We start from the raw sequence: 26,017 nt of genomic DNA on the forward strand, positions 1-26,017 counted from the left end.
TTTGTTGATGATAAATAACTTGAGCTTACATACCCTTCTTTTCCTGCGGCCTTTACTTTTGACCAGCCATTAGTTTCAGAGTAGACCGTTACTTCCGTTCCTTTTTTCAACGATGTGACCACCTTGGAGCTTGCGGACGCACTTTTTCGCATATTTAGCGAGCCGCTTTTTATATTGACATATTTTGTGGTTGCCTTGGAAGATTCGGTTTTAGTTGAGCTGACACTTTTGTTCGTTGATGATAAATAACTTGAGCTTACATACCCTTCTTTTCCTGCGGCCTTTACTTTTGACCAGCCATTAGTTTCAGAGTAGACCGTTATTTCCGTTCCTTTGATTAATGTAGCAAGAACAGTTGCGTTAGTTGATGGTATTTCTCTTAAATTTAGGAAGCCACTTTTAATATTCACATATTTAACTTCAGAACGTATCGAGTTTTCGCCGGATTTATTCTGCTCGGCAAATACTGTTTCCTCAATCGCAAATGTAGACAATACAGCAACACAAACAGTAGGTAATAGTACCTTATTCATATTTCCTCCTTACTAATTAAATTTATCTACGATATGTATTATGAACACTAGTAATCTTTGAAAAAGTGTCCAAAACTATATTAGCACAATTTACCAATGATAATGGCGAACTATGTCTAAAATGGGTATAAATACCTATTTTTTATTCAGGTGATTTTTAAAAAATAATTTACCGATCTAAGTGATTATTCTTGTTTCAAGAAAGAGAATGTGGGGGAATCAACTGGTATGTTTACAAAACTAAAAAAATGGATGAACTCCTCTGAGTCATCCACTATCCCAACCTATTTTGTTTAGTATCTTTTCGCCTTTCATACATCTGATCTAATTCTTTTATAAATTGATCGTCAAATTGATCTGAAAGCTGTTCACAAATTTGTTTTGCTAGCTTAGGGCTTGCCCCATTCGTAGATACAGACAAGGTTAGCCTTCCTTTTTTTACAGATTTAGGAACAATTACATTTCCTTTATCAGCGTTACTGACAACATTTACAAGCTGATTTACTCCGGCTTGCTCAGCGATCCATTCATTAACTAATGGATCATTAGTTGCGGCAATAATCATAAATGCCTGCTCTAAATCAGATTGTTCTACCTTTTTTTTTATCCATTGCAGTTTGTTTTGATTTGCGTGCTCCTCTATTTCAGGTAAAACTTCAGGACTAACCACGGTAATACTGGCACCTTCATGTAAAAACAGTAAAAGTCTCCGAAAGGCAATATTGCCTCCCCCAACTATAAGAACTTGCTTTCCTTTGACATCAATATGAAGTGGAATCATAACTTTATTCCTCTATCAAAATTGAATGCGCCATTTTTATTAACAATCGTCTCACTTATTCGTTCTAGAAAAAGTTCAAGCAGTACTGGATGCGGTCCAAGATAAGAACAAACTTCAATACTCCGTTCTTTCCAATCATACTTTTTAATTTTTTGATCAATTTCCCTTTTTAATAATCCAGTAAAAACCAAATAAGGAATAACAATAATTGATTGTTCATTTGTATGATATATATCTTCGATTACTTGGTCAAAGCTCGGTTCAGCAGCGGTTAGAAAGCAAGTAATAACATGTTTTACAGTTGTTTGATGATTAAGCAACATTGCAATTTGAGTTAAATCCTGAACAACGTCCATATCACTGCTTCCTCTTCCTACAAGTACCACAACAGATGATGCTTTAATGTCAGCTTTTTCGGTCATCTTGTCGACTAGCATATTTGCCAGTCTCCTATCAACTCCGATTGGTCTTCCATATGTTACAGAAACATCAGGAAACTTAGTCATCACATGTTTTATCTCTTCTGGAATGTCTAATTTAGCATGAGCAGCTGTTAATAAAAGCAATGGAATAACCGCAATATGAGTAGCTCCTTTTTCAACACATGTTGTAAATCCTACTTCAATTGAAGGTTCAGCTAATTCCAAAAAACAAACTTCCTGAATATTCGCCTCTACAAGCGGTTTTACCTTTTCAATGAATTGCATCGCCTCTTCACGAGCTTTTGGTACACGACTACCATGACAAACATATAACACAGCTTGTTTCATAAAAATAGTGCCTCGTTTCGAGTATTTTTTATTAACATATCCTCATGCCAGCTAAGTTTATCCCTTAAACTGCCAACTTCCCCACATTAATGATACTTGGAATTGTGATATTTTGCTGCTCACAAGGCCATTGATTGATTCAAGAGTAGCGAAAATCATTTTTTGAACATTCGTAAGGGTCAATTCCCTTTGCTAACGATTCCCACTTTGTCTCCTCGTCAGCACCAGTATTAAGAGAACCCGTAACACTTATTTCACGATGTGTTACAGTAAACCCAGCTTAAGCCGAAGCCGCCACTCCTAAGGTAATATCAGACACGATTTCAAAAGGGATCTGATGAATGGCTAAGGCTTCAGCTTCATCTCCGCCCCGGCAAAATATATATGGATCTCCGCCTTCTAGCCTTGTTACAATTTTGCCTCTTTTATCGTACTTTATAAAAAAATGATTAATTGTTTCTTGTTTCATTGTATGATAGTTTGCTAGCTTTCCGCAATAAATCAAGTCACAATCTTGCTTAGCATGCTGCAATATTTCTTTATTCACAAATCGGTCATAAAGAATGACATCAGCTTTTTGAATGCATTTGATAGCTTTAATTGTTAACAAATCTTCGTCACCAGGATCAGCTCCAACTAAATATACCTTAGCCATCCTATCTCCCCCTTTCTTCATCATCTAGTATTTCTCGTTCCAATTAAAGCTTGGCAGGCTTGTTTAATTAAATGGCCCGCAATTAGGAAAGCTCTTGGCTAATTAATCCCTTTTTAAAAAGAAAATCAACGATTTGTTTAACAGATTCCTCAACCGTTTGTTTTTCTGTATCCACTATAATAGCGGGGTTTTCAGGTTCCTCATATGGTGAATCAATACCTGTGAAGTGTTTAATTTCATTGTTTCTAGCTTTTTTATATAAACCCTTCGGATCACGAATCTCACATTCATCTAATGAACATTTTACGTACACTTCAAAAAATTCATTTTCATCAAGAATGTCTCTGACTTGCTGTCTATCCTCGCGAAACGGTGAAATAAAGGCCGTTAATACTATTTGACCGCTATCAACAAATAACTTGGATACTTCACCAATGCGGCGGATGTTTTCTTTACGGTCTTCATCTGTAAAACCTAAATCTTTATTTAATCCATGTCTGATATTATCTCCATCAAGAACATAAGTTTGAATATTTTCATTAAATAAATATCTTGCAAGTGCGTTAGCTAATGTTGATTTACCTGATCCTGATAGACCAGTAAACCACAAAACATAGCTTTGATAATTATTCTTCTTTCGTCTTTCTTCTTTTGTGACAGATGCATCATGCCACACGACGTTTTTCGATGCCATGCTTGGTGACCTCCTATGAATTTACAGTTTCTTTCATTCCATTAATTAATACTTCTACAACCTCTTTACGACTGAATGTGCTTGGCGGAAGTTCTCCATTGCGTAGCATTTCACGAACCTTTGTACCTGATAAAATCACGCGATCCTCTTTACCATGCGGACATGTTTTTGAAGATGCCATTGCCTCACATTTCGTGCAATAGAAGCTGTGCTCAAAGAATAAAGGAGTAATCCCTAGTTCATCAGCTGTAAAATTAGAGAATATTTTTTGTGCATCGTACGTACCATAATAGTCACCAACACCAGCATGATCTCTTCCAACAATGAAATGTGTACAGCCATAGTTTTTGCGAACCATTGCGTGGAAAATTGCTTCACGAGGTCCAGCATAGCGCATTGCAGCAGGGAAAACGGCTAAGCGAACACGTTCTTGCGGATAATAGTTTTTCAATAAAACTTCATAGCTTTCCATTCGGATATGTGCAGGAATATCATCAGACTTTGTTTCACCAACTAATGGATTTAAGAATAGTCCATCAACTGTTTCTAAAGCTGTTTTTTGAATGTATTCGTGAGCACGGTGCACCGGATTACGAGTTTGGAAGCCAACGATTGTTTTCCAGTTTAATTCCGCGAACATCGCTCTTGTTTCTTTCGGATCAAAATAATATTCTGCAAATTTCTTTTCTGGACGCTTAACAAGTGTAATCTCTCCGCCAACGTATACATTGCCTCGTTCAAACATTTTTCTCACACCTGGGTGAGCAAGCTCATCTGTACGATAAACATTAACAGCCTCTTTTTGTTTATCAGGTGTATAAATGTCTGCAATTTTAATCGTGCCATATGTTACGTTGTCTGCTACAAGGCGTACTTCTTCACCAATTTCAAGTGATTCTGCTTTTTCTTCAGAAACTGGTAGCGTAATTGGAATACTCCATACAAACCCATTTTTTAATTTCATGTTTTCAACAACAGATTCATAATCCTCTTGGGTTAAAAAGCCTTCAATCGGGCTGTATGCACCTATCGCTATTAACTCTAAATCACTTAAAGAAATTGCATCAAGTTCAATTTCCTTTTTGATGTGTGATACATCTGCTCCTAAAGATTGTTTTTGAATTAATGTTCCTCCATGTGGAAGTAAGCTCATTTTCATATCCTCCAATTCTTTAATTGAACCTTTTTTATAGGGATTAAATCCCTCCACCTTCTTCATGCACGGCACGTCTTTCTTGTTTACTTGCTTTCATTAAGCTTAGTGCACCAATTGTTGCAAGCAAGAGACTCCCTAACACAAAGATTGTATATAAATCACTTTCAATAAATAACTTCACTAGGAAATAAGACATCGTTAGTGATATTAGTGGCGAAATCAACCATACCATTAACATGTTTTTCACAACTCTTTGCTGAAACACATTTGTACCCGATTTTGCGATGCCGATACCCAAGATTGAAGAAGTCGTAATCTGCGTTAACGGGACAGGCATGCCAAAAATTGAAGCAATAATTACCAATGTGGCCCCAGTTCCAGATATTAATATCCCTTCAATTTTTGTAAAGCTCGTAATTTTCTTTCCATTTGTTTCAAGTACTCTTTTGCCTAATATCAGTGCACCTAAAGCAACAAATATGCCTCCAATAAATGTCCCTTTTGAGACTGAAAGGATTTGTGCACTCACTAGTGGTCCAACTGCATTTGCTACATTATTCATTCCTGCTGAAAAAGCTTCAAAGAAACCTGCCATGATAAGAAGATACGTAATAATCTTCCCTTGAAACGAAAATTTAGCCTCTAAATTAAAAGAATGTAACACCTTAATAAAGGTATATGCAATTAAAAACGCAATGATTGGAATTATGACCCAAAATAAGACAATCCATAGCAAATTGTTTACAAAAAGTACTTGATAAGCAATACCTACACCAACTACTGCCCCAACTGTGACCTCACTAGTAGAAAGTGGTATCCCTAATAAATTAGCTAAAAACAGCGAAAAAGTAGAGGAAAAAAGAATGATGATAACAATTTTAATTGTAATAAGTGACGTAGGAATAATTCCTGAACTTATTGTTTTAACAACCTCTCCTCCGCCAATAACAGCACCCAATACAACACCTATCGCACATAGGATCAGCGCGTTCCTGGGACGTAGAATCGCTCCTGCCCCATATGCAATTCCCATTGATGCAGCAGCACCGCTTGCACCAATGTTCATTGCAAAAAAGAGGCTGATGATTATTGCAATAATCTCTAACATCGTTTATAACCCCCTATTGATGGAGGCCGCATTCTGTTTTCATATTCCCAGTCCATCTGCCTGATCTTAAATCATTTTCATCAAATGCAGGCTTTGTGCAATGAAAACATCCGATGCTTGGATAACCCCTGTCATGTAGTGGATTATAGATTAAATCATTCTTATGGACGTATCTCCAAACATCCTTCCACGTCCAATGAATAAGCGGGCAAACCTTTATTGAATGGAAGCGTTCATCCTTATTAATAAAATTAACATGTTTTCTTGTTTCTGATTGTTCACGTCTAAGCCCAGAAATCCACGCTGTTGCTCCTTGCAATGTTTCATTTAATGGGATAATTTTACGGATGTTGCAGCATTTATTCGGATCTGTTTCCCATAGCTTATCACCATATTCTTGAGCTTGTTCTTCTAATGTAAGCTTTGGTTTTTTTAATTCAATATTAAGCTGAGGATACTTTTCCTTTACTTTATCAATTAGCTCATATGTTTCCTTAAAATGAACATCTGTGTCTAAGAAAACAATTTTTGCATCTGGTTTTACTTTAGAAATTAAGTCGATCAAGACAATTCCTTCGATACCAAAGCTGCAGGCATAAATAATTTCTTCTCCATAGTGGTCATATGCCCAATTTAATACATTAAGTGCACCTTTATAGGTGTCATCAACTTCAAAATTCTCGCCTACTTCAATCCAATTCTCATAAGTTAGCATACTATTCACCTCTTTCTTTCTAACTACTTAACTTTGTTTCTAAAACCCTTTATTCACACATTAATACTCGGAATTAAATTTAAACCAATATAGTATGAATTATACACGAAATTTTTTTTATGACAATCATTAAGTATTGCCAATCGATCTAATTTTTTTTTTAAAACTCCCCTTACTATATATATCTAGTCTATAAAAAGCCTTCCAAAGGAAGACTTTTAAGAACCATCTACACATATCTTCCAAATTGTATAGATATGGCCGAAGTTAGCTCCTTGCTATTGTAGCAGGTTTCCGGACTTCACAGGCCAGAACACTCTTGATAAGAACTTTCCTATCGATTCAAAATTTTAACACAATTCTTGCAAAAGTCAACCCGACTTTATTCATCGGAATAATTAATTCTCATTTTCTTTAATTTTTCTTCTTTTTCCTTAACAATTTGGACAAAATCTACTTCCCGGGTTTACGATTGAAAGTATAGGTTATATATATACAAAAACATAAAAAGCGTACTTTGTTCATTTCTTTTTTTGTGTGAATCTTGAACAATATTAGAATATTCAATGTTCGTCCTCGTAAACTAGTAATACAAAGAGTGAAAAAGAGAGGTTTTTCCAATGTGGGACATTGTTTTTAACAGCAGTTTAGCCATTATTGGGTTTTACTTATTTTGTTCCAGCATGGCCTATGTGTTTATGTATAAGCCAAACAAGTTTATTCTCAATGAAATAAAAGCAATTAAACATGCTTATCTTTTTACTCTTCTCGGCATTGGGGTTTTGATACTTATAGAAAAAGCCAAAATCCCTGAAAGACTAAATGAACCTGTGTTTAAAGGATGTTTCTTCACATTTGCTTTAGCTTCTTTTTTCATCATGATCTTTCATTTATAACAAAACATAGTATACAGCGGTCAAAAAAGGTATCTCCTAGGAGGATAATAAAAAAGAAGCAGTGAGGTTAATAATACACTCTGCTTCCTTTCTAAATTATTAATGGTGGAGATCCTTCCCTTTAAGTTGGGTTATAATGCTATAGGAGATTGTTTCCCAAACTGACTCATCATTTAGGTAAGCGTTTCTAAATTTGCCGTACATCTCCATTTGCTTCTCTTTAAAATCCGGAGCATCGTTTGCTGGTAAGGCTGCTCTTTCTTGATCAACAATCTTTTGAATTTTCTGTGCTCTTGGTCCCCAAACTGCTTTTTCTTCACCTTTTTGGTCGATAAATATATAAATTGGGATAGCACGGGAAGTACCGTTTGTTAAATATTGATCCATCAGCTCCAGATTTTGATCCCTTAGTAAAAAGCGTACCTCCATATTTGAAGCTTCTGTTATTTTCATAAGGATCGGATTATTAACAAGTGCATCACCACACCAATCCTCAGTTAAAGCAATTACTTTAAGCTGTTTATCTTGCAGCTTTTCTAAAAAGGCAACATCGTCTTCATTTAACGTATAGCGATCATATATAGATAGCATTTCTTCTTTATTAATGGTCATCTGATTCGTATATTTTTCAAAAGTAAAGCCTTTTTTAAACCATTCAAGTAAATTTCCGCTCACTTTTTCCACCCCATTATCAAATTTTAATCCTTAAAAATAAAGCTATCAAATTTTGAATATAGAAGCCAGTAAAAAGCTTGTTTATTTTTATGAAAGAAAAAGAGACTGTCAATCTAAAGGGTATTCCAACCTTTAGGGACAGCCTCTTACCAATCGTACAGATTAAACCTTTAATTTTGTAACCAAGCTTCTGAAGCAGGATTTTCTCTCCACATTTTTAGCTTGTTAAGATCTTGTTCACCAACATAGCCTTCTTTAACAGCCACTTCAATTAACGTATCATAGTCACATAATGACTTTGCATCCACATTCGCCTCAGCCAGACGCTCTGAACCAACTGAGAGACCGTAAGTAAAGATGGATACAATGCCAAGCACTTCACAGCCTGCAGCACGAAGCGCTTCAACTGCAGTAATTGCACTTCCACCTGTTGAAATAAGATCCTCTACTACCACAACCTTTTGGTTTTCCTTAACTTGTCCTTCAATTTGATTACCTTTACCATGTCCTTTGGCCTTGCTGCGTACATAACACATTGGCAAATTTAACTGATCGCTCACCCATGCAGCATGTGGAATGCCTGCTGTAGCTGTACCTGCGATCACTTCAACATCGGCAAAGTGTTCATTTACTAAACCTGCAAGTCCTTCAGCTATTTGTTTACGAATTTCTGGAAAGGAAAGTGTAAGACGGTTGTCACAGTAAATAGGCGATTTCATTCCGCTTGACCATGTAAATGGATCGTTTGGCTGGAGAAAGACCGCCTTGATTTCTAATAAATGTTTCGCAATTGTTTGTTTCATTATCCTATTCCTCCCATAATTTTTTCACGTTCAAATAAGCTTCATATGGATTAGGCTGTTTCGTAATGCTTCTTCCAACGACAATTGCAGTTGAGCCTAGACAACGTGCAAGATCCGGGGTAGCGATTCTAGTTTGATCATTTGCAGAATCTTCTTTCATACGGATTCCAGGCGTCACTGTCATGAAAGAGCTGCCAAGCTTTTCATTAAGGATTTCAACCTCATGTGTTGAACAAACGACACCATCTAGTCCGCTTTCTTGCGCCATTTTTGCATAATGAAGCACAACGTTCTCTATGTTTTCTTTTATTAACAATTCTTTTTCGACCATTGCTTGGGAAGTACTTGTTAGTTGTGTGACAGCAATACAAGCTGGACGCTGTTTCCCCATTAATGTTCCAGCCTCTAAACCTTCAATTGCTGCTTCCATCATCTTTTTCCCACCTGCAGCATGAACATTGACAATGTCAACATCAAGTTTAGCCAAGCCCTGCATTGCCTGTTTCACTGTATTTGGAATATCATGCAGCTTTAAATCCAAAAAAATATCATGTCCGCGTTGTTTAAGATGCGAGATAATCTGTGGACCTTCCTGATAGAACAGCTCCATGCCTACTTTTACAAAAAGCTTTTCATCATGAAAATGATTTAAAAACGCATCAACCTCTGAACGATCCTTGAAATCAAGTGCAATGATAAGCGGTCTTTCACTCATGATTTCCAGCTCCTTCCGATACATTCTGTAACATGCTCAAAGCCTAGTTCTTTTAATCTGTCAGGGAGCTGATTAATGATTTCAGGGCATACAAACGGATTAACAAAGTTAGCTGTTCCAACAGCAACCGCACTTGCACCAGCATATAAAAATTCAATTACATCGTCAACTGTTTGAACACCGCCCATTCCGATAATTGGAATATTGACAGCTTGACTTACTTCATGAACCATTCTAATTGCAACTGGCTTAATCGCTGGGCCGGACAATCCCCCAGTTTTATTAGCAATAACAGGTCTACCTGTTTTAATATCAATTCTCATTCCGATCAACGTATTGATCATCGTTAGACCATCAGCACCTGCCTGTTCAATGGCTTTTGCCATATCCACGATGTTTGCCACATTTGGCGAAAGCTTAACATAGACAGGGACAACAGATACTTCCTTCACTACTTTTGTTAATTCAGCAGCAACCTCAGGGATTGTACCGAACGCAATTCCTCCTGTTTTCACATTCGGACAGGAGATGTTTAATTCAAGAGCATGAACATTCTTGGATTGGCTGATTTTTTCTGCCACATATACATAGTCTTCAATTTGTGATCCAGCTACATTTGCAATAATCGGCAAATCAAATTGCTCAAGCCACACAAGCTCTTCAGAAACCACTTTTTCTACCCCAGGGTTTTGAAGTCCAATGGCATTAAGCATTCCTGCTTCTGTTTCCGCAACGCGCGGTGTCGGATTCCCAAAGCGCGGTTCCTGAGTACTTGCTTTAATCATAATTGACCCCAGCTGGCTTAAATCATAAAACTTGCTATATTCTCTTCCAAAGCCAAAGCAGCCGGATGCTGGCATAATTGGGTTCTTTAGATTTAAACCAGGTAAATTAACTTGCAACATGATTATAAAACCACCTCTCCGGCCTTAAACACAGGACCGTCACTACATACTTTTTTATAGCTTGTACCAGTTGGATCATCACCAGTGTGACATACGCATGCGAAACAAGCACCGATGCCGCATCCCATTCTTTCTTCCAGTGATAAAAATAATGGCTTTTGTCCATAGAATCTTTCAAGGGCTTTAAGCATTGGCGTTGGTCCGCAAGTAAACATCGTATCAAATTGTAAGTTATGCTTGTTTATCGCATCTGTTACAAATCCTTGGAAACCATAGGATCCGTCATCTGTTGTGATGATTGTTTGTCCAAGTTCAGAAAATTCATTCTCAAGAAAAACGGCAGCTTTAGTTTGGAAGCCCAATACATGTTGTACAGTAACTCCTTTTGCAACTAATTGTCTTGATAATTCAAGTAAAGGAGGAACACCAATGCCCCCTCCAACTAATAACGCTGCTTGTCCGCTATTTATTACATCTAAAGGAAAACCATTGCCTAATGGACCTAATACATCAACAACATCATCAGGTTTCTTTTTAGAAAGGAGCTGAGTGCCAGCTCCTTCTGCTCTGTAAATCATTGTGAATGTTAGTTTTTCTTTATTTATTTCAGAAATGCTGATCGGTCTTCTTAAAAGCGGTGTAGATCCTTCCGATACTTTGAGGTGAACGAATTGACCAGGATTACCCATTTCTGCAACAAGCTCACCTTGAAGGGTCAGCTGAAATATTTGTTCGGCAATTTTCTCATGTTTGGTCACGACCATCAGCTCTTGTTTCATCACGTTAAGCTCACCTCTAGCTGTTTGTTAATCTTTGGCATTGTATCAGTAGAGAATGTCATTGATTCAAGGACACGTAAAATTGCTACAGCCGTATCTAAAGATGTTAAGCAAGGGATTCCATTTTCAACTGATTCACGGCGGATTTTAAAGCCGTCTCTAGCTGGTTGTTTGCCTTTTGTAAGTGTATTAATCACAAATTGTGCTTCACCTTTGCGAATAACATCAAGTAGATTTGGTTCATCTGTTCCAATTTTATTTACAACCTTTGCTGGAATATTAAATGATGATAAATAGTCAGCTGTTCCGCTCGTTGCAAGAATCTGGTAGCCAATTTGATGGAATCTTTTTGCGATTTCCAATCCTTCCTCTTTATCTTTATCAGCGATTGTCAGTAAAACTGAACCATGATTCTTAATTTGAATTCCTGATGCGACTAGAGCTTTGTAAAGAGCCTTTTCTAACGTAATATCTTTTCCCATTACCTCACCAGTTGATTTCATTTCTGGTCCTAACGTAATATCGACATTGCGAAGCTTTGCAAATGAGAACACTGGAGCCTTCACATATACACCTTCACTTTCAGGATGAAGACCTGTTTCATATCCTAAGCTGCTCAACTTTGCACCAAGGATCACTTTCGTTGCAAGGTTTGCCATTGGTACACCCGTAATTTTGCTAAGGAATGGAACAGTTCGGCTTGAACGAGGGTTTACTTCAAGTACATATACTTCACCCTTAGATAAAACGAATTGAATGTTTAGGAGCCCTATAATGTTTAAACCTTTTGCAAGCTTTACTGTATAGTCAATAATCTTATTTTTAGTTTCAGCAGTTAACGATTGTGGAGGATATACTGCAATTGAGTCACCCGAGTGAACACCTGCACGCTCAATATGCTCCATTATTCCAGGGATCAGAACCGTTTTACCATCGGAAATGGCATCAACCTCAATTTCTTTACCTGTTAAATATTTATCGATTAACACCGGATGCTGCGGGTTGATTTTTACCGCGTTATGCATGTAATGCAGCAATTCTGCTTCTTGATAAACAATCTCCATTGCACGGCCGCCAAGTACGTAAGAAGGACGAACTAGGACTGGGTAACCAATTTTCCCAGCAATTTTCACAGCCTGTTCAACAGATGTAGCTGTTTTCCCAAGCGGCTGAGGAATGCCCAATGTTTCAAGTGTTTGTTCAAATTTATCACGATCTTCTGCACGGTCTAGATCTTCCAAAGATGTTCCAAGAATCTTAACTCCTCTAGCTTCTAAAGCACTTGCAAGGTTAATCGCAGTTTGTCCGCCAAATTGTACGACAACACCCTTTGGCTTTTCTAGATCAATGATGTGCATAACATCCTCAATCGTTAATGGTTCGAAGTAAAGCTTGTCGGAAATACTGAAATCTGTTGAAACTGTTTCAGGATTGTTATTTACGATAATCGCTTCATAGCCTGCTTCTTTAATTGCCCAAACTGAATGTACGGTTGCATAATCAAATTCAACCCCTTGCCCAATTCGGATTGGACCTGATCCTAAAACAACAACACTTTCTCTGTCCGAAACTATTGATTCATTTTCGTCCTCAAAAGTTCCATAGAAATAAGGTGTTGCTGACTCAAATTCTGCAGCACATGTATCAACCATTTTGTATACTGGAATGATATTTGCTTGTTTGCGAAGCTCATATACTTCACGATCATTCGTATTCCATAGATTTGCAATAACAGAATCAGCAAATCCCATTTCTTTTGCTTTTTGCAATGTTGTTAGTTCATAAGGATTTTCCTTGATATTCTTTTCAAATGAGATGATTTTTTCAATTTTCATTAAGAAGAACAAATCAATTTTGCTCCACTCATGAATCTGTTCTTTTGTCACACCTCTTCTAAACGCTTCTGCAATATAGAATAAACGTTCATCGCCAGCTTTACGGATACGTTTTTCGATCAACTCATCTGTAATGCTCTCTGCATCATTTAAACATAGGTAATCCACATCTGACTCAAGTGAACGGACCGCTTTTAGTAGAGATTCCTCAAGCGTGCGTCCGATCGCCATAACTTCACCTGTTGCTTTCATTTGCGTGCCTAAGTGACGATTAGCTGATTCGAATTTATCAAACGGCCAGCGAGGAATTTTTGAAACAATATAATCTAGTGCAGGCTCAAAGCAAGCATAGGTTTTGCCTGTTACAGGGTTTTCCATTTCATCAAGTGTTAACCCAACCGCAATTTTTGCCGCTAGCTTTGCAATAGGGTAACCTGTTGCCTTCGAAGCCAAAGCAGATGAACGGCTTACACGAGGATTTACCTCAATAATATAGTAGTTAAAGCTATCTGGATCTAAAGCAAGCTGAACATTACATCCGCCTTCAATTTTCAATGCACGAATAATTTTTAAGGAAACATTTCGCAGCATTTGGTATTCACGATCACTTAGCGTTTGGCTTGGAGCAAAAACAATGGAATCACCAGTGTGAACACCAACAGGATCAAAGTTTTCCATATTACATACAACAATCGCATGGTCATTGGAATCTCGCATAACTTCATATTCAATTTCCTTGAATCCTGCAATACTTTTTTCTAAAAGACATTGTGTAACAGGACTGTGTTTTAATCCGCTTGAAACAATTTCAATTAACTCTTCATCATTATGGCAGATACCGCCGCCAGTTCCGCCTAAGGTATAGGCTGGTCTTACGATTACCGGGTAGCCGATCTGCTCAACAAAAGCGAAGGCTTCATCGAGATTGTGGATGATTTCACTTTCCGGTACCGGCTCGTTTAACTCATTCATTAAAGTTCTAAAGAGATCGCGATCCTCTGCCTGTTTAATAGCAGATAGTTTTGTTCCAAGAATTTCAACACCGCATTCTTCTAAAACTCCAGATTCAGCAAGCTCAACTGCAAGATTAAGTCCTGTTTGACCACCTAATGTTGGCACTAGTGCATCTGGACGTTCTTTTCTTATGATATTGCTTAAAAATTCCAAAGTAAGGGGTTCGATATATACTTTGTCTGCAATTTCTGTATCTGTCATAATTGTTGCCGGATTTGAGTTAACAAGAACAACTTCATAGCCCTCTTCTTTAAGTGCAATACATGCTTGTGTTCCGGCATAATCAAATTCTGCTGCTTGACCAATAATAATTGGGCCTGAACCGATAACAAGAATTTTATTGATGTCTGTACGTTTTGGCATTATAAAACCCCTTCTTTCTTATTAACTTCAATCATGTCTAAAAATTGATCAAATAACCCGTTTGCATCCTCTGGACCAGGTGAAGCTTCTGGATGATATTGCACAGTAAACGCTGGTGCATGCTTATGCTTTAATCCTTCAACTGTTCCATCATTTAACGCGACATGTGTTACTTCTAATTCAGTATTCTTGATTGAATCATCTTTTACTGTATAACCATGGTTTTGTGAGGTAATATCAACTTTCCCAGTGCTAAGCTCTTTTACAGGATGATTAGATCCACGGTGACCGAATTTCATTTTTTCCGTATTTGCACCACATGCAAGGGCAAATAATTGATGTCCTAAACAAATGCCGAATAATGGGATCTTGCCTATTACCCCTTTAATCATTTCAATTGCTTCAGGTACATCCTTTGGATCTCCAGGACCGTTAGAAAGCATGATACCATCAGGCTTTAATTGTAAAACCTCTTCAGCTGTTACATTATGCGGAACAACCACAATATCACAATTCCGTTTATTTAATTCTCTTAGAATTCCGTGCTTCATTCCATAGTCGACTAACACAACACGATGTCCTCTTCCTGGAGAAGGGTAAGCAGTTTTTGTTGAAACTACCTGCACTTGATTTCTTGGCAGTTCTTCACCTTTCAGTTTGCTGATCATTTCTTCAGGATTTACCTCAGCTGAACAAATAGCGCCTTTTAACGTTCCGTGCTTTCTAATAATTCTCGTTAATTTACGTGTATCTACCCCTGAAATACCTGGTATGTCCTTCATTTTAAAGTATTGGTCAATTGAATATTCGCTTCTCCAGTTAGAAGGGAAATCACAGAATTCCTTTACAACAAATCCATTAATAAAAGGTGTTATGGTTTCAAAATCGTCACGATTAATTCCATAGTTTCCGATTAACGGATAAGTTAATGTAACGATTTGTCCGCAATAGGACGGGTCAGAGAGAATTTCTTGGTAGCCTGTCATCCCTGTGTTAAATACAACCTCACCACTATTCTCCTTGTCGCTGCCGAACGCTTCTCCTAAAAACACTGTTCCATCTTCTAAGATAAGTTGTCTTTTCATACTGTGATGCCTCCTAGTTTCCAAACAATATTTCCATCTACAATTGTTAATGTTGGCCAACCTTTACATGCCCATCCTGTAAATGGTGTGTTTTTTCCTTTTGATAAGAAGTTTTCTGGATCAATTTTCTCTTCGGTTTCTAAATCAACGACTGTTATGTCTGCTGGTTCGCCGACTTTCAACAGTCCACCTGGTAATCCAAATGCCTGTGCTGGTTTTATTGTCAAGAAGTCTACCAACTGTTTTAATGTTAGCTTATTTGTTAAGACAAAATTTGTATATAGTAAAGGAAAGGCCGTTTCTAATCCAACGATACCAAATGGAGCTAACTGCATACCCTCCGCTTTTTCTTCACTAGTATGTGGAGCATGATCAGTAGCGATAAAGTCAATAGTTCCATCAAGCAGCCCTTCAATTAGTGCTTCCTGATCTGCCTTGCCTCTTAATGGGGGATTCATTTTAAAATTCGGATCCAGACTTGGAATATCTTCTTCACATAATAAAAGATGATGTGGTGATACTTCAGCTGTAACATGAATTCCCGCACGTTTAGCGTCTCTCACCACTCGGACAGATTCCTTAGTACTGATGTGACACACATGGTAATGACAGCCCGCAGCTTCTGCAAGCAGGATATCTCTTGCGATATGGACAGATTCACATACAGAAGGAATACCATTGATCCCGTGCTCTCTTGAAAACTTGCCTTCATGAACAGCCCCTTTATTTATCAAGGTGTTATCTTCACAATGAGCAACAATTGCAGCTCCAATTGAAGCCGCCTGTTTCATTGCTTCAAGCATCTTCCCTGCTGATTGCACGCCAACGCCATCATCAGTAAAAGCGAATGCACCTGCTTCTTTTAGTGCCTTAAAGTTTGTTAACTCTTCCCCAAGTTGTCTTGTTGTAATTGACGCATATGGAAGAACCTTTACAACCGCTGTTTCCTTAATTCGATTTTGCAGCCATTCCATTTGCTCCTTTGTATCAGGAACAGGGCGTGTATTTGGCATTGGTGCTATTGTAGTAAAACCGCCCCTGGCTGCACTTTTTGTTCCAGTTTCAATCGTTTCTTTGTGCTCACCGCCAGGTTCTCTTAAATGAACATGTAAATCGACAAAGCCTGTTGATACAAGCTGTCCATCTACACTTATGACTTCACAGCCATCTGATTTAAGATTCTCACCAATTTCTTTTACCATCCCGTTTTCTATTTTCACATCTGCTTTTTTCAACTCACCAAGCTCATCTAAAATAAATCCATTTTTAAGAATAAATAACATTACCGTTTACCTCCTGATTATGCTCAATTTGTTGTAAAGCTCTTTTCAATACAGCCATTCTAACGAAAACTCCATTTTCCATCTGTTTAAAGATTCTTGATCTATCACACTCAATCAAAGCATCGTCTATCTCAACACCGCGATTAACAGGGGCTGGATGCATAATGATTGCATCGTCTTTCATTTGTTTTTCTCTTTCCTTTGTCAAACCGTATTGCTTTAAGTAATCATCCGCACCTGCCTTTTGATCATGTCTTTCATGTTGAATTCGAAGCAGCATCACCACATCTGATTGTGTGATTGCTTCATCAATTTCCACATATGTGCCATACGGATTTAAAGGATCTTGCCACTCTGAAGGACCGGAGAACAATACCTTTGCTCCAAGTCTTGTTAATACTTCAGCGTTTGATCTTGCAACACGGCTGTGGCGAATATCCCCTAAAATAGAAACGGTCAAGCCTTGAAACTGTCCAAATTCTTGTTTAATCGTTAATAAATCAAGGAGTGATTGTGTTGGATGATGACCACAGCCATCTCCAGCATTTATTATTGGAATCGATACCTTACCAATCAAATCCTCAAAAAAGTGATCTTCTTGATGTCTGATAACCACTGCATTTGCACCAATAGATTGTAACGTTTTGACTGTATCATATAGCGTTTCACCTTTTTGAACACTTGAATGCTCTGCAGTAAAGTTTAAGACTTGAAGCCCAAGTTTCTTCTCAGCTACTTCAAAGCTAAATCTAGTTCTCGTACTTGGTTCAAAGAACAGATTTGAAACAAACATCAAGCTTTTCGGCTTCCATCCTCTTCCTAAACGGTACATTTCAGCATCCTCAAGAATTGAGTAAATTTCCTCATTAGTAAGCTGATTCATTGTAAGCAGGTTTTTCATACCTTTAACCACTCCTTTTTTCGTAAAAAAACACCCTGATGCTTATCATCAGGGTGTAGAAAGGTAGCGCAAATTTCAGGTATCCATGTACCCTTTGTTTGCCTTACACCCTTTTAAGCCTCTCTGGACTTGCATTTAAAAGATCTAAGCAAATTATGCTGTTTCATGATTTGTTTGTTCGTCTTTATCATAAGGAAGAACGAGATTTAAAATGATTCCAATGATAGCTGCTAAAGCCATTCCATGTAAATCAAACTTTTCAAACTTAAGGGTTGCTTCACCGATTCCAATGACCAATATGACCGAAGGAATAATAAGATTTCGTTTACTTCCAAGATTAAGCTTGCTGTCAATCATCATTCTAAGTCCTGATGAAGCGATGATCCCGAAGAGAAGGATCGATACACCACCCATTACAGGTGTAGGGATCGTGCTGATAAATGCTGATATTTTCCCGATGAATCCGAACAGGATCGCAAAGACCGCTGCACCTGCGATTACATATACGCTGTAAACTCTTGTAATCGCAAGGACGCCGATGTTTTCGCCATAAGTTGTATTTGGAGGTCCGCCTATCAGCGCTGCTAGCATGGTTGCGAGCCCATCACCAAGTAATGAGCGATGAAGACCAGGCTTTTCTACATAATCTCGACCAACTACATTTCCAAGCACTAATTGATGTCCAATGTGCTCTGAAATCGTAACAACTACTACAGGAACCATTAATAGAATGATTTCTAATGAGACAGAAGGTGTATATTCAACAAAAGGAATGACGAAGTCTGGCGCTTGTACCCATTTAGCTTCAATTACTTTTGAAAAATCTATGATACCAATCGCTAATGAATAAAGGTATCCCCCAGCAATTCCAATTAGTACAGGTATCAGATTAAAAAATCCTTTTAAAAAGATCGAACATAAGATGGTGATTAATAATGTAACTAACGCTACTGAAAAGTATTGTAAGCTATATTCACCTGCAGGATTATTTGTTGCCATATCTACTGCTGTCCCAGCTAGTCCTAACCCAATTACGATAATTACAGGTCCCACTACGACTGGAGGCAGGATTTTCATGATCCACTTATGACCTGTAGCTTTAATGATTAGTGCAACGATCCCATAAACTAAACCTGCTAAAAAGCTTCCTACCATTGCCGCTCCAACACCGCCTGCAGCCTTAGCGACAATGATCGGGGTGATGAAAGCAAAGGATGAACCCAAATATGCGGGAACTTGGCCTTTTGTAATCAGCAGAAATGTAATTGTACCCAATCCGCTGGATATTAGTGCAACCGCCGGGTCTAATTCTACAAGATATGGGACCAAGATGGTTGCCCCAAACATTGCGAATAAATGTTGAAAACTTAAGGCGAGCCAAGTCATTGGTTTCGGTGTATCTTTTACATCAAGAATAATTTGTTCCTCTTTCACCTAAATACCCCCCCCAGTATGATGAATGTTCATGTTAGTTTTAATGTGTGAAGGAATGATGATTTTTAACAAAAAACCTCTTTGCTTTTGTGCAAAGAGGTGCATAAAGATCCTATTCTCGCATAATAAGCGATCCTAAGTCTTTAATTACCCCTTGCAGCCTCTCTGGACCATCTTTAAAAGGGCGTTTATTCAATTTTCATGGATTGTTACTTGATCTTGGTTATCTGCTTCACTGAGCTCAACCATAATTTTTTCAGAGCTTGAGGTTGGAATGTTTTTTCCAACATAATCAGCTCTTATTGGCAATTCACGATGTCCTCTATCAACCAGTACAGCTAACTGAATATTAGCTGGTCTTCCAATATCTACGAGTGCATCCATAGCTGCTCTTACTGTTCTTCCTGTATATAATACGTCATCGACTAAAATTACTTTTTGATTTGTTACATCTACAGGGATATCTGAACCTTTTACCAGCGGCTCAAGATCATCTGTCTTTTTCGATAAGTCATCACGATAAAGTGTGATGTCAAGCTCACCGATATGAATTTTCTTTCCCTCAATCTGTTCTATGCGTTCGGCCAGTCTTCGAGCTAAATAAATACCACGTGTCTTAATTCCTACTAAAACGCTATTTTCAATCCCTTTATTTCGTTCAATGATTTCGTGTGCTATTCTTGTTAGTGCTCTGCGAATTGCTTGTTCATCTAAAACCACTGCTTTTTGCGGCATATGACGATCTCCTTTCGTTACGAAAGTCTTAAAAAACAAACCTTAAAGAAACGAAAAACCCTCTCACCGATTTGTGAGAGGGTTTACGAAGAGATAGTTATACTAGGTCCTACGTTTGACCATAGTCAACATTTCCGTTTTCCTTCTCAGCCTCACGGGACTGTGTTAAAGGTTCTGATTAAGTTAAGTCTATTATGACAAACATGTAGAAATGTGTCAACGATTATTTCTAATTTGATTTAATACATTCTCGAATTCCTCAGGGAGCGGTGCTTCAAATTCAAGATATTCCTTTGTACGCGGATGCACGAAACCTAAAATGCCAGCATGTAAAGCCTGTCCATTAATAGAGAGCGTCTTTTTTGGACCATATTTTGGATCCCCGACTAATGGATAACCAATATATTTCATGTGTACACGTATTTGATGAGTTCTGCCAGTTTCAAGCTGACATTCTACAAAAGTAAAGTTTTCAAAGCGATCTATCACTCGAAAATGAGTAACCGCTTCTTTACTGCTTTCATTCGTTACGGTCATACTTTGGCGATCCATTTTATCACGGCCAATCGGAGCATTGATTGTTCCATGATCATGGGGTATACTCCCATGTACAATCGCTTTATACCTTCTTGTTACCGTTTTTTTGACAAGCTGCTCGACTAATGATTCATGTGCCAAATCATTTTTTGCCACCATTAATAACCCCGAAGTATCCTTATCAATTCGATGTACAATTCCTGGTCTTAGCACACCGTTAATTCCTGAAAGATCTTGACAATGAGCCATTAATCCATTCACAAGTGTACCGCTCATATGGCCAGGTGCAGGATGGACAACCATTCCCTTTGGTTTATTAACAACCAGTACATCTTGGTCTTCATAATAAATATCAAGGTCCATTTCTTCAGCAACAACGTCTAAAGGCTCTGGCTCAGGAATTTCAATGACAATTTTATCATGGAGCTGACATTTATAATTTGTCTTTACTGTTTGCTCATTTACTTTTACAACTCCTTCTTTGATCCAGAGCTGCACTTGGGTACGAGACCATTCTTCGTTATAAGATGATAAATACTTATCAATTCGTTCATTTTGATGTCCTTCACTTACTTGTAATTCAACGATGTCCATTTAAGCCTGCTCCTTCTCTTGTTTCCCTTCAAAAAACAACATATGAATAAATAATAATCCAACACCAATACATAATGATGAATCAGCTACATTAAAAATAGGGAAGTCATAGGTAAAGATATATGTATTAATAAAATCGACAACTTCTTTACGGAATAAACGGTCTATGAAATTTCCAATTGCTCCGCCCAGCATTAATCCAAGTGCAACGCCCATTACCTTATTATTCTTCGTATATTTTTGAATATAGTAGATAATTCCTACAATAACGATCGTCGTGATAATATAAAAGAACCACATTTGTCCCTGCAAGATTCCCCAGGCTGCACCCCGGTTGCGATGTGAGGTAATATATAAAAAGTTTTCGATAACCGTTATACTTTCTCCAAGCTCCATATTTTTTACAATTAGCCATTTTGTTATTTGGTCAATTACAATGATGATTGCTGCAATTAGATAATAAAACACAACTGTCCCCCCATCTTTGTCTTTTCTCCTATTTATTTAGCGTCTTTATCCTTTTGCATTGTACCATATAATAATGTTTAAAGCACTAGTAAAGACTGCATCAGCCCTGAAACATCGCTTCTTTTCCGCAAAAAGATAATGACTTAAACTTCTCCAAATAATAGAGAATTTAAGTCATAATAATCAAGAGTATCATTTTATTGGTTAATAATCGCTTCCGCTCATATATGCTTCGTATGGGGTATAATCAAATTGAGGGAGTGATTTTCGTTCATACAATTCCTGGAAAAAGAAATCATATTTTGTTCTAGCTGTTGGGAGTATCCTTAACTTCTCAAAAGGAATTTCTTCACCTGTTTCCTCACAATATCCATAAATTCCTTTATCGATCTTCGTTAAGGCACGTTCTACATCTTGAAGTTCCTCCTTTATATGATGCATCAAGGTACGATCCTTTCCTTGATGATCATCACAAGCCGCATCAAACAAACTGTGCTCAAATAATCGTGCTCTCAGTTCTTCTCTCATCACTTGCAATTCATAACGGATCCCAAAAAATTTATTCAAGATGGACAACTCCTTATCCTTCTCATGATGTAACAATAGTTTATCCTGATAAATACGACCTCACCCTGCTAAGATTTTTCCTTTAGTTGAAATGGATGTTAAAGTATAATACCAGCTTTTTACTCGATGCTACTTTTTACCCCGCACTTTTTGTCCCTTAAACCTTTTTTCATAAAAATAGGCTCATGTTTAAAATATAGTAAGTAAAAAGCAAAGGGACTTTCCCCAAAGAAGTGTAGACTAAATACTTAGCACTACTCTCTTTTGGGTCAGTCCCTCACAAAGTAAGTCTTATTAATAATGCTCTTTCACAATACCAGCACAACGCTGACAAAGTGTTGGATGTTCAGCTACTGAACCTACTTCAGGTGTGACAATCCAGCAGCGTTCGCAAGTTTCACCTTCTGCTTGTGTAATCACGATTTTTACTGTATCAAATGCCTGTGCTTGGTCGGGAGCGGCATCGTAATCGCCGGCAATTTCAAAGCCTGAAACGATAAATAACTGCTTTAAATCTTCTTCAACTGTATCAAGTAATGCTTTTGCTTTATCATTTGGATAAAGCGAAATACTTGCTGTTAAGGATTTCCCAATTACTTTTTCATTACGGGCAACCTCTAGCGCCTTTAAGACATCGTCACGTAATGACATAAATGCATCCCACTTAGCTTCCAGCACCTCTTCTTGAGGATATTCCTTAACCTCTGGCATATCAACTAATTGAACACTTTCTTCTGTAACAGAATCAATATGCTCCCAAACCTCATCAGCTGTATGCGGAAGTATTGGAGTCACTAATTTTACTAATGAAAGCAATGTTTCATATAAAACAGTTTGAATAGCGCGACGTTCTTTATTATCTTTAGATTCGATATAGAGTACATCTTTCGCAAAATCTAAATAGAATGAACTTAATTCGATTGTACAGAAATTATGAACAGCATGGTAAATTGCTGCAAATTCATATTGTTCATAAGCTTCCTTTACACGTTTTGTCAGTTTATTTAGTTTAACAAGCATGTAGCGGTCAACATCACGCAGACCTTCAAGGCTTACTGTGTCTTGGGCTGGATTAAAATCAGCCAGGTTACCCAGCAAGAAACGGAATGTATTTCGGATCTTCCGATATACTTCAGCTACTTGTTTTAAAATGGCATCTGATACCCTAACATCTGCTTGATAATCAACAGATGCTACCCATAAACGTAAAATATCTCCGCCTAATTGTTTCATGACTTTAGCAGGTACAACAACATTTCCAAGTGATTTACTCATTTTACGTCCTTCACCATCAAGAGCAAACCCATGGCTCAATACGCCTTTATAAGGTGCTTTACCTGTTACAGCAACCGCTGTTGATAAGGAAGAGTTAAACCAACCACGATATTGGTCAGAACCCTCAAGATATAAATCAGCTGGTCTTTGCAGGTCTTCTCTTTCAAATAATACAGCTTGGTGTGAAGAACCAGAATCAAACCAAACATCCATAATATCATTTTCTTTTGTAAATGTACCGTTTGGACTTCCTCCATGGGTAAAGCCTTCTGGAAGCAGATCCTTTGCATCCCGTTCAAACCAAACATTTGAACCAAATTCACGGAATAAATTTGAAACATGTTCAATTGTTTCATCAGTAATAATTGGCTCACCATTTTCAGCATAAAAGACTGGAATTGGAACACCCCATGCACGTTGACGTGAAATACACCAGTCTCCGCGATCACGTACCATATTATATAGTCTCGTTTCACCCCATGCAGGCACCCATTTTGTTTCTTGCACAGCTGTTAATAAATCGTCACGGAAATCTTTTATCGATGCAAACCATTGTGCTGTTGCACGGAAAATTGTTGGTTTTTTTGTTCTCCAGTCATGCGGATAGGAGTGTGTAATGAATTGAAGCTTTAATAATGCTCCAACCTCTTCCAATTTTTCAGTAATTGGCTTGTTCGCTTCATCATAGAATAATCCTTCAAATCCAACTGCCTCATTCGTCATATAACCTTTTTCATCGACTGGACATAATACATCCAAGCCATATTGCTGACCAATGATAAAATCATCCTCACCATGACCAGGTGCCGTATGAACGCAGCCAGTACCCCCATCACTCGTAACATGTTCACCCAACATAACCAGAGAATCGCGGTCGTAGATTGGATGCTTTGCAACAACACGATCAAGTTCCTCACCTTTTAAAGTTCGATCTACCTGATAATTATCCCATCCAATTGTATTTGCCACAGATTCAACTAATGCCGAAGCAACAACATACTTCTCGCCTTCTACAGCAACTACACTATATTCTAATTCAGGATGAACAGAAATTCCTAAGTTTGCTGGAATTGTCCAAGGAGTTGTTGTCCAGATGACGATTTTTTCGTCATTTGCTAACACATCTTTACCATCCTTGACAGGGAAAGCGACATAAATAGATGGTGAACGCTTATCAGCATATTCAATTTCAGCCTCAGCAAGAGCAGACTCACTTGAAGGTGACCAGTATACCGGTTTTAACCCTTTGTAGATATAACCCTTCTTGGCCATCTCACCGAAAACTTTAATTTGTTGTGCTTCATATTCCGGCTTTAATGTAACATAAGGGTTATTCCAATCCCCACGTACACCTAAACGCTTGAACTGCTCACGCTGCCCGTTGATTTGTTCCCATGCATATTCTTCACAAAGCTTACGGAATTCAGCAACAGACATTTCTTTTCGATTCACTTTTTTGTTTTTCGTAAGAGCTGTTTCAATTGGCAAACCATGTGTATCCCAACCAGGTACATATGGAGCACAATAACCGCTCATTGATTTATAGCGAACAATAAAATCCTTTAAAATTTTGTTTAAAGCATGCCCCATATGAATATCGCCATTTGCGTAAGGTGGACCATCATGCAAAACAAATAACGGCCGATCTTTCGTACGTTCTTGTACTTTTTCGTAAATATTCATTTGCTCCCATTTTTCTTGCATGTTAGGTTCTCTGTTTGGAAGATTTCCTCGCATTGGAAATTCAGTTTTTGGCATAAGCAAGGTATCTTTATATTCCATGTTCATTCCTCCTGCATTCATGATTAAACAGTTTTCACAAAACACAAAAAACCTTCTCATCCCACAAGGGACGAGAAGGTTTATCTCGCGGTACCACCCTATTAGATTAATGTCTTTTGATATTAATCCACTCTACATTCGTAACGTGAATGATTCGCCATTGCTTATTTATCTAAAGATGTTCAGCATGGAACTCAAGGGTGATCTTCATTCTTTGCCTTATGTCGAGCTTCCACCGTCCTCGATTCGCTAAATAAGGTTATAAAGGACTACTTTCCCTTTCACCGTTTTGATATAACGTTTTGCTAAAATTATTAATTTTTAAAAATAGTCTACGTTTTCGTATTATATGCGAATAAAATTCAAAAAGTCAAGTCTAGCTTTTAGTTTCTTCTGCTTCACCAAAAATTGGCTCAACTTCATATTCCAATAAATGATCCCAATCATCATTTTTAAGAAGGTCAAGCTGTGCTTCAATTAACATTTGAAAACGAGTTCTAAAAACTTTTGATTGTTTTTTAAGCTCTTCAATTTCCATGGCGATTTTTCGAGATTTTGCTAGTGATTCATTAATAATACGGTCAGCGTTTTTTTCAGCCTCTTTAATAATAAGTTTTGATTCTTTTTGGGCATTTCGTTTTACATCTTCACCTGCTTCTTGAGCAATGATGATTGATTTATTCAATGTCTCTTCTATATTGGTAAAGTGACCTAATTTTTCAGTTAGCTCTGACACGCGAGATTCAAGTTCTTTCTTTTCGCGGATAATCATTTCATAATCTTTTATCACTTGATCCAAAAATTCATTTACTTCATCTTCATCATATCCACGAAACCCTTTACTAAACTCCTTATTATGGATATCTAATGGTGTTAAAGGCATGGATGCCACCTCCAATATGTAGTGAAATAGTTAATCGTTGACAATATTATAAATCATATTTCGACAGGTTTGGTGA

At 37.6% G+C, this 26,017-nt stretch carries 23 protein-coding genes, 2 pseudogenes and 1 other annotated feature; of the genes and pseudogenes, 1 reads left to right on the top strand and 24 read right to left on the bottom strand.

Going from position 1 to position 26,017, the window contains the following annotated elements; all coding sequences use genetic code 11:
• From WQ54_RS01190 to WQ54_RS01225, 8 genes and pseudogenes are all read right to left on the bottom strand, one after another.
• Positions 1-533, bottom strand: a 533-nt coding sequence (locus WQ54_RS01190; RefSeq protein WP_156177615.1) for an SH3 domain-containing protein, incomplete at its 3' end; no start/stop codon positions are given.
• Positions 534-807: 274 nt separating this feature from the next.
• Positions 808-1,314, bottom strand: a complete 507-nt coding sequence (locus tag WQ54_RS01195) for a bifunctional precorrin-2 dehydrogenase/sirohydrochlorin ferrochelatase (RefSeq protein WP_046510930.1) — start codon at positions 1,312-1,314, stop codon at positions 808-810.
• Entirely contained in the window at positions 1,311-2,084 is a 774-nt protein-coding gene (locus WQ54_RS01200) for a sirohydrochlorin chelatase (RefSeq protein WP_046510932.1), read from the bottom strand. The genes WQ54_RS01195 and WQ54_RS01200 overlap by 4 nt, the downstream gene beginning before the upstream one ends.
• A 178-nt stretch (positions 2,085-2,262) precedes the next feature.
• Positions 2,263-2,739 (bottom strand): annotated as a pseudogene (locus WQ54_RS01205) (SAM-dependent methyltransferase); the annotation flags it as partial.
• An 82-nt stretch (positions 2,740-2,821) separates the two neighbouring features.
• Positions 2,822-3,433 (bottom strand): adenylyl-sulfate kinase, encoded by a 612-nt coding sequence (cysC, locus tag WQ54_RS01210; RefSeq protein ID WP_046510935.1) that lies wholly within the window; start codon positions 3,431-3,433, stop codon positions 2,822-2,824.
• 13 nt (positions 3,434-3,446) lie between these two features.
• A complete protein-coding gene (sat, locus tag WQ54_RS01215) occupies positions 3,447-4,586 on the bottom strand; it encodes a sulfate adenylyltransferase (protein ID WP_046511653.1) in 1,140 nt (379 codons plus the stop codon).
• 43 nt (positions 4,587-4,629) lie between these two features.
• Positions 4,630-5,697 carry an inorganic phosphate transporter gene (locus WQ54_RS01220; RefSeq protein ID WP_046510939.1) on the bottom strand — a complete coding sequence of 356 codons (1,068 nt, stop codon included), beginning with the start codon at positions 5,695-5,697 and terminating at the stop codon, positions 4,630-4,632.
• A gap of 13 nt (positions 5,698-5,710) precedes the next feature.
• Positions 5,711-6,412 (bottom strand): phosphoadenylyl-sulfate reductase, encoded by a 702-nt coding sequence (locus WQ54_RS01225; protein ID WP_046510942.1) that lies wholly within the window; start codon positions 6,410-6,412, stop codon positions 5,711-5,713.
• A gap of 620 nt (positions 6,413-7,032) precedes the next feature.
• On the opposite strand from WQ54_RS01225, the gene WQ54_RS01230 reads away from it, so the two are divergent.
• On the top strand, positions 7,033-7,308 hold the full coding sequence (locus WQ54_RS01230; protein WP_046510945.1) for a hypothetical protein: 276 nt from the start codon (positions 7,033-7,035) through the stop codon (positions 7,306-7,308).
• 99 nt (positions 7,309-7,407) lie between these two features.
• On the opposite strand, the gene WQ54_RS01235 is transcribed toward WQ54_RS01230, so the two are convergent.
• The 16 genes and pseudogenes from WQ54_RS01235 to WQ54_RS01310 all read right to left on the bottom strand — a co-directional run bounded on the left by WQ54_RS01235 (position 7,408) and on the right by WQ54_RS01310 (position 25,941).
• Positions 7,408-7,983: a thioredoxin family protein gene (locus tag WQ54_RS01235; RefSeq protein ID WP_231597426.1), complete on the bottom strand. Its 576-nt coding sequence runs from the start codon at positions 7,981-7,983 to the stop codon at positions 7,408-7,410.
• Between the two features lie 170 nt (positions 7,984-8,153).
• Positions 8,154-8,786 (bottom strand): orotate phosphoribosyltransferase, encoded by a 633-nt coding sequence (gene pyrE, locus WQ54_RS01240; RefSeq protein ID WP_046510951.1) that lies wholly within the window; start codon positions 8,784-8,786, stop codon positions 8,154-8,156.
• A gap of 4 nt (positions 8,787-8,790) precedes the next feature.
• Positions 8,791-9,501, bottom strand: a complete 711-nt coding sequence (pyrF, locus tag WQ54_RS01245; RefSeq protein ID WP_046510953.1) for an orotidine-5'-phosphate decarboxylase — start codon at positions 9,499-9,501, stop codon at positions 8,791-8,793.
• Positions 9,494-10,406: pseudogene (locus tag WQ54_RS01250) on the bottom strand (dihydroorotate dehydrogenase). Before WQ54_RS01250 ends, pyrF begins: the two are co-directional and overlap by 8 nt.
• Positions 10,407-10,408: 2 nt before the next feature.
• Positions 10,409-11,185: a dihydroorotate dehydrogenase electron transfer subunit gene (locus WQ54_RS01255; RefSeq protein WP_046510960.1), complete on the bottom strand. Its 777-nt coding sequence runs from the start codon at positions 11,183-11,185 to the stop codon at positions 10,409-10,411.
• Positions 11,185-14,397: a carbamoyl-phosphate synthase large subunit gene (gene carB / locus WQ54_RS01260; RefSeq protein ID WP_046510962.1), complete on the bottom strand. Its 3,213-nt coding sequence runs from the start codon at positions 14,395-14,397 to the stop codon at positions 11,185-11,187. The genes WQ54_RS01255 and carB overlap by 1 nt, the downstream gene beginning before the upstream one ends.
• The gene (locus tag WQ54_RS01265) at positions 14,397-15,482 is read right to left on the bottom strand and encodes a carbamoyl phosphate synthase small subunit (RefSeq protein WP_046510967.1); all 1,086 of its coding nucleotides are present in this window, start codon (positions 15,480-15,482) and stop codon (positions 14,397-14,399) included. The genes carB and WQ54_RS01265 overlap by 1 nt, the downstream gene beginning before the upstream one ends.
• Positions 15,479-16,765, bottom strand: coding sequence for a dihydroorotase (locus WQ54_RS01270; RefSeq protein ID WP_046510968.1), 1,287 nt, complete (start codon positions 16,763-16,765; stop codon positions 15,479-15,481). The genes WQ54_RS01265 and WQ54_RS01270 overlap by 4 nt, the downstream gene beginning before the upstream one ends.
• Entirely contained in the window at positions 16,749-17,666 is a 918-nt protein-coding gene (locus WQ54_RS01275; RefSeq protein WP_046510971.1) for an aspartate carbamoyltransferase catalytic subunit, read from the bottom strand. Before WQ54_RS01275 ends, WQ54_RS01270 begins: the two co-directional genes overlap by 17 nt.
• A gap of 153 nt (positions 17,667-17,819) precedes the next feature.
• Positions 17,820-19,052 (bottom strand): solute carrier family 23 protein, encoded by a 1,233-nt coding sequence (locus WQ54_RS01280; RefSeq protein ID WP_046511656.1) that lies wholly within the window; start codon positions 19,050-19,052, stop codon positions 17,820-17,822.
• A 240-nt stretch (positions 19,053-19,292) separates the two neighbouring features.
• On the bottom strand, positions 19,293-19,835 hold the full coding sequence (pyrR, locus tag WQ54_RS01285) for a bifunctional pyr operon transcriptional regulator/uracil phosphoribosyltransferase PyrR (protein WP_046510974.1): 543 nt from the start codon (positions 19,833-19,835) through the stop codon (positions 19,293-19,295).
• Positions 19,836-20,051: 216 nt separating this feature from the next.
• Positions 20,052-20,966 (bottom strand): RluA family pseudouridine synthase, encoded by a 915-nt coding sequence (locus tag WQ54_RS01290; protein WP_046510977.1) that lies wholly within the window; start codon positions 20,964-20,966, stop codon positions 20,052-20,054.
• Positions 20,967-21,434 carry a signal peptidase II gene (lspA, locus tag WQ54_RS01295; protein ID WP_046510980.1) on the bottom strand — a complete coding sequence of 156 codons (468 nt, stop codon included), beginning with the start codon at positions 21,432-21,434 and terminating at the stop codon, positions 20,967-20,969.
• 204 nt (positions 21,435-21,638) lie between these two features.
• Positions 21,639-21,962: a TraR/DksA family transcriptional regulator gene (locus tag WQ54_RS01300; RefSeq protein ID WP_052737625.1), complete on the bottom strand. Its 324-nt coding sequence runs from the start codon at positions 21,960-21,962 to the stop codon at positions 21,639-21,641.
• Positions 21,963-22,295: 333 nt separating this feature from the next.
• On the bottom strand, positions 22,296-25,058 hold the full coding sequence (gene ileS / locus WQ54_RS01305) for an isoleucine--tRNA ligase (RefSeq protein WP_046510983.1): 2,763 nt from the start codon (positions 25,056-25,058) through the stop codon (positions 22,296-22,298).
• Between the two features lie 63 nt (positions 25,059-25,121).
• Positions 25,122-25,352: a binding site (T-box leader), on the bottom strand.
• An 82-nt stretch (positions 25,353-25,434) separates the two neighbouring features.
• Positions 25,435-25,941, bottom strand: coding sequence for a DivIVA domain-containing protein (locus WQ54_RS01310; RefSeq protein ID WP_046510985.1), 507 nt, complete (start codon positions 25,939-25,941; stop codon positions 25,435-25,437).
• Positions 25,942-26,017: the final 76 nt, after the last annotated feature.

Origin of the sequence: Bacillus sp. SA1-12 (assembly GCF_000981385.1) — a bacterium.
In the GTDB taxonomy this organism is placed as follows: Bacteria; Bacillota; Bacilli; order Bacillales; family Bacillaceae; genus Metabacillus.

Bases quoted from the DNA above. Each gene is read 5' to 3' on its own strand.
- WQ54_RS01200 (WP_046510932.1), bottom strand. From the start codon at position 2,084: ATGAAACAAGCTGTGTTATATGTTTGTCATGGTAGTCGTGTACCAAAA.
- WQ54_RS01195 (WP_046510930.1), bottom strand. From the start codon at position 1,314: ATGATTCCACTTCATATTGATGTCAAAGGAAAGCAAGTTCTTATAGTT.
- WQ54_RS01310 (WP_046510985.1), bottom strand. From the start codon at position 25,941: ATGCCTTTAACACCATTAGATATCCATAATAAGGAGTTTAGTAAAGGG.
- WQ54_RS01230 (WP_046510945.1), top strand. From the start codon at position 7,033: ATGTGGGACATTGTTTTTAACAGCAGTTTAGCCATTATTGGGTTTTAC.
- WQ54_RS01275 (WP_046510971.1), bottom strand. From the start codon at position 17,666: ATGAAAAACCTGCTTACAATGAATCAGCTTACTAATGAGGAAATTTAC.
- ileS (WP_046510983.1), bottom strand. From the start codon at position 25,058: ATGGAATATAAAGATACCTTGCTTATGCCAAAAACTGAATTTCCAATG.
- sat (WP_046511653.1), bottom strand. From the start codon at position 4,586: ATGAGCTTACTTCCACATGGAGGAACATTAATTCAAAAACAATCTTTA.
- WQ54_RS01280 (WP_046511656.1), bottom strand. From the start codon at position 19,052: ATGACTTGGCTCGCCTTAAGTTTTCAACATTTATTCGCAATGTTTGGG.
- WQ54_RS01225 (WP_046510942.1), bottom strand. From the start codon at position 6,412: ATGCTAACTTATGAGAATTGGATTGAAGTAGGCGAGAATTTTGAAGTT.
- WQ54_RS01255 (WP_046510960.1), bottom strand. From the start codon at position 11,185: ATGAAACAAGAGCTGATGGTCGTGACCAAACATGAGAAAATTGCCGAA.
- pyrF (WP_046510953.1), bottom strand. From the start codon at position 9,501: ATGAGTGAAAGACCGCTTATCATTGCACTTGATTTCAAGGATCGTTCA.
- WQ54_RS01290 (WP_046510977.1), bottom strand. From the start codon at position 20,966: ATGGACATCGTTGAATTACAAGTAAGTGAAGGACATCAAAATGAACGA.
- cysC (WP_046510935.1), bottom strand. From the start codon at position 3,433: ATGGCATCGAAAAACGTCGTGTGGCATGATGCATCTGTCACAAAAGAA.
- WQ54_RS01220 (WP_046510939.1), bottom strand. From the start codon at position 5,697: ATGTTAGAGATTATTGCAATAATCATCAGCCTCTTTTTTGCAATGAAC.
- pyrE (WP_046510951.1), bottom strand. From the start codon at position 8,786: ATGAAACAAACAATTGCGAAACATTTATTAGAAATCAAGGCGGTCTTT.
- WQ54_RS01270 (WP_046510968.1), bottom strand. From the start codon at position 16,765: ATGTTATTTATTCTTAAAAATGGATTTATTTTAGATGAGCTTGGTGAG.
- pyrR (WP_046510974.1), bottom strand. From the start codon at position 19,835: ATGCCGCAAAAAGCAGTGGTTTTAGATGAACAAGCAATTCGCAGAGCA.
- WQ54_RS01300 (WP_052737625.1), bottom strand. From the start codon at position 21,962: ATGAGAGAAGAACTGAGAGCACGATTATTTGAGCACAGTTTGTTTGAT.
- carB (WP_046510962.1), bottom strand. From the start codon at position 14,397: ATGCCAAAACGTACAGACATCAATAAAATTCTTGTTATCGGTTCAGGC.
- WQ54_RS01265 (WP_046510967.1), bottom strand. From the start codon at position 15,482: ATGAAAAGACAACTTATCTTAGAAGATGGAACAGTGTTTTTAGGAGAA.